The sequence below is a fragment of the Desulfobacter sp. genome (genome assembly GCF_050177295.1).
This window is the reverse complement of sequence record NZ_JBFXHE010000224.1, coordinates 1-7,122: the sequence shown is the minus strand read 5'-3', so window position 1 is coordinate 7,122 and position 7,122 is coordinate 1. Positions and strand designations below refer to the sequence as shown.

Annotated in this window: 7 protein-coding genes; all 7 read right to left on the bottom strand. The window is 51.6% G+C overall.

Annotation, left to right across the window (positions count from 1 at the left end):
• Positions 1–1,462 (bottom strand): ATP-binding protein (locus AB7U36_RS14960; protein WP_428160526.1); only part of this gene is annotated, 1,462 nt, incomplete at its 3' end.
• A 21-nt stretch (positions 1,463–1,483) separates the two neighbouring features.
• Positions 1,484–1,924 (bottom strand): sigma-54-dependent transcriptional regulator, encoded by a 441-nt coding sequence (locus AB7U36_RS14955; RefSeq protein ID WP_428160525.1) that lies wholly within the window; start codon positions 1,922–1,924, stop codon positions 1,484–1,486.
• Between the two features lie 43 nt (positions 1,925–1,967).
• Positions 1,968–3,137: a response regulator gene (locus AB7U36_RS14950; protein ID WP_428160524.1), complete on the bottom strand. Its 1,170-nt coding sequence runs from the start codon at positions 3,135–3,137 to the stop codon at positions 1,968–1,970.
• 19 nt (positions 3,138–3,156) lie between these two features.
• Positions 3,157–4,731: an SLC13 family permease gene (locus AB7U36_RS14945; protein WP_428160523.1), complete on the bottom strand. Its 1,575-nt coding sequence runs from the start codon at positions 4,729–4,731 to the stop codon at positions 3,157–3,159.
• Positions 4,728–5,138: a response regulator gene (locus tag AB7U36_RS14940; RefSeq protein ID WP_428160522.1), complete on the bottom strand. Its 411-nt coding sequence runs from the start codon at positions 5,136–5,138 to the stop codon at positions 4,728–4,730. Before AB7U36_RS14940 ends, AB7U36_RS14945 begins: the two co-directional genes overlap by 4 nt.
• Before the next feature lie 9 nt (positions 5,139–5,147).
• Complete coding sequence (locus tag AB7U36_RS14935) at positions 5,148–5,570, bottom strand: response regulator (protein ID WP_428160521.1); 423 nt, start codon at positions 5,568–5,570, stop codon at positions 5,148–5,150.
• 22 nt (positions 5,571–5,592) lie between these two features.
• On the bottom strand, positions 5,593–7,122 hold a 1,530-nt coding region (locus tag AB7U36_RS14930; protein WP_428160520.1), incomplete at its 5' end, for a sensor histidine kinase.

Here is a 7,122-nt window from a genome sequence, read left to right as displayed (position 1 = left end):
TGCCATGGGCATTCCCTCTTGTCGGCAGTGTGATGGTGAAACAGGTTCCCTGGCCTTCCTGGCTGTCCAGCATCAGACATCCGCCATGCTCGCTGATGATATTAAAACAGATGCTCAACCCCAGACCCGTCCCCTCGTCTTTTGTTGTAAAAAACGGGTTGAAAACTTCATTCTGTATTGATGCGGGGATGCCGGGTCCGGAATCCTGGATTCTTATAACCGCAGTGTCCCTGTTTTTGTTAATGCTGTCCATGGTTTCGGTGATGGTGATGCTGCCGCCTTTTTCCATGGCTTCGCAGGCATTGATGATGATGTTGGCCATGGCCTCCTTGAGCTGTCCGGCATCCAGCAGAACCTCGTCCAGGGGTTCACTGCGAACCAGGTGTACGGTGACACCGTAGGATTTCAGGCGCTGTTCCAGCAGTCTCAGGGTGTTGTCCACCACCTGGGATGGACTCTGCTTTTTCATGGTCAGTTTCGGGGGCCTGGAAAATTCCAGGAAGTTTTCCAGAATTTTGTTGATCTGCCCGATTTCCGTTGAGATGACGCTGATATTCTCCTTCTGGCCAAAGGACAGCTTGCCGGACCGCCCCAGGGAGAACAGCCTCATTTTAATGGAAGTCATGGGATTTCTGATGGAGTGGGCCATGCCTGCGGCAAGCCTGCCGACCAGGGCAAGTTTTTCCGACTGCATCAGGGTTTCCCGGCTCCGGACAAGTTCTGCATGGGTCTGTTCGGCATTTTCAATCAAACCGTGGACGCAGCTTTTCAGCGCCGCCATTTCGTTGCCTGACACCCGGCCGTCGCCCATTTGATCTGCCTCTGCCGCCAGTTTGCGGATAGGCCCGAGGATGTGGCGGGTGAAAATATAATTGATCAGAAGGCTGAGCAGCACCACGGTGACAATGGCCAGAAGACCGATATATCGCAGATGCCTGGCATCGGTCCGGCTGCTTTCCACGACAAGGTCTATGGACTTTTTATGTGCGGTTTTAAATTTTTCACATAGCTCAAAAATTTTGAAAAAATTTGCCCTGACCTCCCGGTGAAGGGCGGCCCCGGCACCTGGGTCGCCCTTTTCATACAAAGTCAATGCCCTGTCCTTGGCCTCAATATAAGCCGTATACATGGATTCAATTCTGGCAATCGCCTCTTTCTCCCAGGCCTTTGTGACCAGGGGCTTGGCGCAGGCCAGCTGGCTTTCAAAATCCAGTTTGAAGTTAGCCAGCTGCCTGAGCCATTCGGGATTCTTGTCCAGTAGATAATAGGACAGATATCCTTTCTGGTTGAGTAACGAGGTTTCAAGGGCTTCGGCGGCCTGGTACACAGGGATGTGCCTTGCAACAATGCCTGTGAACAGGTCTTCTGTATTATAGGTATACCAGATCATGGCAATACTTCCCATGACCGTTATTCCTAACAGCACGGCATTGGCAAAATATATCCTTTGCTTCAGGCTCATTGATAATATTTCCTTTTTTTCCTAAATATCTCCGGACCGCCGCAGGAGCAGCCGGGCTTCGGCCTTGCGGATGCGTTCTTCCTGTTCGTCCTTGCGCTTCCAGGCATTGGCCAGTTTTACGCTGATATCCTCAAAATCCGCCGGTTTCATCAGGTAATCAAAGGCCCCCTCTTTCATGCCTTCCACAGCTGTCTCCGTGGACCCGTGACCGGTGAGAAGGATCACTTCCACCAGGGGATGGCCTGCCTTGATTTTTTTCAAGGTCTCTATGCCGTCCATGCCGGGCATGCGGATATCCAGGATCACCACGTCGATTTCTGTTTTTTCAAGCAGGTCAAGGGCCTCTTGTCCTGAGTAGGCGGCAGACACCTTTTCCCCCTGCCGGGTGAGGCGCAGGGAAAACATCTCTACAAAATCTTTTTCATCATCAACGATCAAGATTTTAACCGGTATTTTTATCATGGGTTTTTCTCCTTAAAAAATGTATGAAAGAACTTGTAATTGTTTAACCGGAATGCCATTCAGGCAGGCAGATCGTAAAGGTCGCGCCGTGTCCGGGTTCTGATTCCACATGGATGCTGCCTGAAAGTCCGGTCATGATCTTGTGCACCACAAACAGCCCAAGTCCGGTGCCGGATTCATTTTCCGACACATTGGGTTTGGTGGTGAAAAAAGGATCAAATATCTTTTCCATATTTTCCGGCGTGATGCCGCTGCCGTTATCCCGGACTTCAAGGCAGACCGACTGCTCCCTTTTGTAAAGGGCCAGCCGGATCTGCCCACCGGTTTCCACGGCATCCACCGCGTTTTCTAAAAGATTGATCAATACCTGACGTACCTGGAACGGATCGGTGTACATCAGCATCTGGTGCTCAGGTTCAGTATCCCATTGTACAGATACTTTTTTAGCCTGTGTTTTCTGTTTGATCAACACCACGGTATCCTCGGAGAGCTGGCGGATGTCCACCGGGGCGAGATCATGGCTGTGTTTCCGGACATAGCCCAGCAGCTGGTGCGTGATCCGTCTGGCCCTGTCCACGCTTTTCTCTATTTTGTCAAGTCCCTTGAAAAGCATCTCTTTTTCCGGAATTTGGTCCGGACCCTCCAGCACCATGCGCATGAATCCGGCTGACTCCTTGATAATGGCTAGCGGATTGTTGATTTCATGGGCAATGCCTGTGGACATGGTGCCAAGGGTGGCTAAGCGCTGGGTATGGATCATGCGTTTTTCCAGACGCCGCCTGAAGATTTTATCCCGCTCCCGGGCCGCCTCCAGGCGTTTGAGTTCCCAGGCTTGGCGAATCTTGCCGGCCAGGTGGTCAATCTCCACGGGTTTGGACAGGTAGTCAAAGGCCCCGGCCTTGACCCCTTCCACCCCTTCGGTTACAGCGGCATTTCCGGTCAGAAAAATCACCTTCAGACCCGGATGGTATTTGTTGATGGCCTTAAAGGTCTCCATGCCCGACATACCGGGCATCTTCATATCCAGCACCACCACATCGGCTTCATTGCCGCCGAGATATTCCAGGCAGGAGGTGCCGTCCGGTGCCTGGCTGACAACCATATTCCGCCGTTCCAGACGCCGGGCAACGGCGTTCCGGTAGCTGTCCTCATCGTCTACCAGCAGCACGCGGACAACCTTTCCGGTATCATTTTCAAGGGTATTGATTTCCATTAGGTTCAGAAAATTCCTTTTATATTAGACCCAAAAACTTCCACCAGGTGCATACCACGCCCACCAGTATCAGAAGCAGGGTGGGTGTGGCCACAAGACCCAGCTTGGTCAGGTCCGAAGCTTTAAAGTACTTATATGAATAGGCAATGGCATTGGGCGGACAGCCGATGACCAGCAGCATGGCAAAGGATGTGGCCATACCAAGGCACAGGGCCAGGATGGTCGGGTTGACCCCTTCAAGCTGGGCCATAGGGATAACAATGGGCAAAACCAGCGCCGCTGCCGCCACATTGGCCATGGCATTGGTAACCAGGGCTCCGAACACGCCTACACCCACAAAAAGTACCAGCCACCCTTTGCCCTCAATCAGCGGGAAGAACAGGTTGGCAAAGTAGTCTGCTGCACCGGAATATCCCATGGCAAGGCCTAAAGAGATGCCGCCGCCAAAGATAAACAGGGCTGTGCCCCACTCCAGGTTGTCGTTGATGTCACGCCATTTTAAAACGCCGAACAACACCAGGCAGGCCACGCCCACAGCACCGGTGACGGAATAGTCCAGGCCGTGGAGGCTCTTGGTGAGCCATGATACAAAGGAAATGCCAATAATAATCAGTGCTTTTTTCTCAACAGCTGTCATTGGGCCCAGATCTTCATTAAAATCCGGCATCTTGATATTGGGGTCCGGCCGGTACATCAGATAGGCGAGTAAAACTGCAGCAGGCACGCAGATAATGGCTGCCGGCATACAATATTTGATCCAGTCAAAAAAGGTGATCTCTATCCCGGTAAACTCCTTTAAAAATGCAGCGGAAACCATGCACCGGCCACCACCTATCAGGGATCCCATGCCGCCGCAGGAGCAGGCAAAGGGCAGGGAGAGCATCATGAATTTTGCCGTATTGGAATGGGGTTCAACTCCCACGGCCCGCATCAGGGGCAGCATGGTAACAATACCGATGGCACATGCTGCGGCATCGTGCATGAAAGCGGACGCAAGGCCCAGGCCCACGGCAATGATAAAGGTGAACCGGGTTACGGAGTTGCCCGCTTTTTTGATAATAAAATACCCCAGGCGTTTTGTCAGCCCCACCTTGTCCAGGGCAATGGCAAAGATCAGGCAGCACATGATGAAAATAACAACAGGATGCATGTAGGGTGCCCATGCCCCTTTTACATCGGTGATGCCCAGAATCACAAGGGAGGCGCCAATGAGCACCGCCGTGATTTCAAGGGGTATGGGCTCAACCACAAACAGGATAACCAGCACCGCAAGCACGGATAAAAACCGTTTCGCCTTGGGGCTCATCCCGTCCACATAATCCACAGTAACGTCTGAAAGGCCCATATCCTTGGCCTGGCCTGCAAGGTATTGTACCCGGGCCTGGTCGGTGCCAGGGGCCTTGGCCGTCAGAATAACAGGCTTTCCCGGCTCAGTCTGCTGGATTGAAAAATATTGTGAAACTGACTGACTTAACTGGTCTGCGCCGGTGCCGGAAAGTTTAAATTTTGTCCCTTCCGGCCTGGGCAAAATAAACACGATTACACCTATCAACACTGCTACCGCTAGTTTGAATCCGCTCGATTTGAGTATCATTGGTCTGTTTCTCCGTTCTGTTTGTTTTTGGCCTGCCGTGCCAGGCTGATTTTTTCCATTAATTCTTTCAGTTCGCAGGGTTTTGTCAGGTAATCAAAGGCGCCTAATGTCATTCCGTCCTCTGCGGCTGTTCTTGAACCGTGTCCGGTCAGAATAATCACCGGCAGGTCCGGGGCCATTTTCCTGACAATTTTCAACACCTCAATGCCGTCCATGTCCTCCATTTTCAGATCCAGGACCATTACATCAAACCTGGCTTCACGGAGGGCTCGCAACGCTTCAGCACCGGAATATGCCTTGACAGCCTTAATGCCCCGGCGGCCCAGCCGGTTAGTGAGCACATCCACAAATCCTTTCTCATCATCCACCAGAAGAAGGCGGGTATGGGGTACGGGGGTGGCTTTCATTGTCATTTTTTAAACCATGTGGCCGGTGATTTCCCTGGCCCTGGCCTCCATGATCTTCTCCTCATGTTTAAATTTTTTGGTCGCTGCCTCTTCAATCTTGTTAATGAGCTCTTCCAGATTGCAGGGTTTCATCAGATAGTCGAATGCGCCGCGTTTCATCCCTTCAATGGCATTTTCCACTGTGGCATGGCCCGTGAGCATGATCACTTCCACCAGCGGATTTTCGTTTTTAATGGCTTGAAGTGTTTCAAGTCCGTCCATGCCGGGCATCTTCACGTCAAGTACCACCACATCCGTGTTGGTATTTTCTGACAAAAAGCTTACGGCGGATTGCCCGTCATAAACGGCATCTGCTTTGAATTCGCGTTTTTCAAGCCGTTTGATCAGGGTGTCCAGAAAGGCTTTCTCATCATCGACAAATAAAAGTTTCATCTGCAAAGTCTCCCTAAATGGTTTAAATGTTATTGGCTGTATCGCTTGTTGGCGGTTTGGCTGTGTGGCGGATATTTACGGGCAACCGGATTAAGAAACAGGTGCCTTGTCCCACCTGGCTTTCCACTTCAATGGTGCCACCCATTTTCTGAATAATGCCGTAACAGATGGAAAGGCCTAATCCTGTGCCTTTTCCCACGGCCTTGGTGGTGAAGAAGGGATCAAAAATCCGGTCCAGGTACTGGGCGGGAATGCCTGGTCCGTTGTCTTCCACTTTAATTTCAAGGCTATTATCGTTGTCCTGGGTTTTGACGCCGGTTACAATCTCCACGGTGCCGCCGTCTTTACCCATGGCATCAATGGCGTTGTTGGTCAGGTTTAAAATGACCTGCTGCAGTTCAGATGGGGAAAACCGGATAAAGGGCAGGCCAGGGTCAAGCCGGGTGGAGATGGTTACGTTGTTATACCGGGCCATCTGGGCGGTAAGCCCAACGATCTCCCGGATGGTGTCATTGATGTCGATATCTGCCACTGTGGCATCGCTTTTCCGGGCAAAACTTAACAATTTGTGGGTAATATCCTTGCAGCGCCGGCCCTGGGTTGTGATCTGTTCAATGGCCCGGTGAAACTCACTCTTGTTATCCGGGGTCATCCCGGGCTCCTCTTCGAGAAGATCGCTCATCCATCCAGCCTCTTCCACCATGATCGCCACAGGGTTGTTGATTTCATGGGCAATGCCTGCAGCAAGTTCACCAATAGAAGCAAGTTTGCCGCTTTCCACCACCTGCTGGTTCATAGCTTCATTTTTCCGGTCTGCCTTTGCGATGCGTTTGACAAGGTTTCTGGAGAGTGTAAAAGAAACTGACACTATGGCAGCACAGCCCAGCAGGAATAGGATAAGGGTGAGCACTTCGGCTTTCCACATATCCCTTAATGCATCCCTGGCATCCTGGCGGAACACCATGCGCCAGCCCACTGTTTTAAACAGGGCCAGGGCATACAGGCAGGTTCTGCCCTTGTCATTTTTATGCTTGAGAATAAGCGTATGTGTATGTTTGTCTTTGAAAATGGCTGGATCCGCAATAAATGAAGGGACGGCTCCCTTGGTTCCAGAGCGGGGATGGGTCTGGAGTTCGCCCTGGGCATTGACAATGAATGCCGTACCGGTCCTGCCGATCTGGACGTTTTCCACCAGGCTGTTAAAGGCTGTAAAATTAATGGTGGATCTCAGGATATAGGTGCGGCCCTGGGCGGAGAGCTTGACTGCCAGGATAAAGTGGGGGTGGCCGCGAAGCCCTGCAAACACATCGGAAATATAATAGGGGCTGTCCATGGCCTTTAAAAACCAGGTTGCCTGGCTGTAATCGGCATTGACAAGGCGGAAGGGGCCTTCATAGGCAAACTGGATACCATCTGAATCCACAAGGCCCAGATCCGTAAACACAACTCCGTATTCATCTTTAAGTTCAGACATTTGTGATGCCAGAAATTGTTGGGCCATCTTGGGATCAGTCGTGGACAGAAGCCGGGCCAGGTAACGGATATTGCCCAG

Coding starts and splice junctions, on each gene's coding strand:
- AB7U36_RS14955 (WP_428160525.1), bottom strand. CDS start 1,924: ATGATAAAAATACCGGTTAAAATCTTGATCGTTGATGATGAAAAAGAT.
- AB7U36_RS14950 (WP_428160524.1), bottom strand. CDS start 3,137: ATGGAAATCAATACCCTTGAAAATGATACCGGAAAGGTTGTCCGCGTG.
- AB7U36_RS14945 (WP_428160523.1), bottom strand. CDS start 4,731: ATGATACTCAAATCGAGCGGATTCAAACTAGCGGTAGCAGTGTTGATA.
- AB7U36_RS14940 (WP_428160522.1), bottom strand. CDS start 5,138: ATGAAAGCCACCCCCGTACCCCATACCCGCCTTCTTCTGGTGGATGAT.
- AB7U36_RS14935 (WP_428160521.1), bottom strand. CDS start 5,570: ATGAAACTTTTATTTGTCGATGATGAGAAAGCCTTTCTGGACACCCTG.